1 protein-coding gene is annotated in these 251 nt (G+C 40.2%); it reads left to right on the top strand.

Features of this window, described 5'->3' with window-relative positions; all coding sequences use genetic code 11:
* Positions 1-49: 49 nt before the first annotated feature.
* Positions 50-251 (top strand): glycerol-3-phosphate acyltransferase (locus AAEY83_RS17195; protein ID WP_351061094.1); only part of this gene is annotated, 202 nt, incomplete at its 3' end.

Consider the following 251-nt stretch of genomic DNA (forward strand, 5'->3'; position numbering starts at 1 on the left):
GCCTAAAAGCACTATCAATTGGTATAGCAATTAAAAAATAAGGACGCGCGTGTTAGCCACTATAATGTTTGTTTTAGCTTATTTACTTGGGTCGATTTCGTCGGCTATTTTAGTGTCGCGGTTGTTCAAACTCCCAGACCCTCGTAATAGTGGTTCTAATAACCCAGGAGCTACAAATGTTTATAGATTAGGCGGAGCATTTCCGGCTTGCTTGGTTCTAGTGTTTGATATTTTAAAAGGCACTATTCCGG

Origin of the sequence: Psychrobacter sp. TB20-MNA-CIBAN-0197 (genome assembly GCF_040309765.1) — a bacterium.
Taxonomy (GTDB): domain Bacteria; phylum Pseudomonadota; class Gammaproteobacteria; order Pseudomonadales; family Moraxellaceae; genus Psychrobacter; species Psychrobacter submarinus.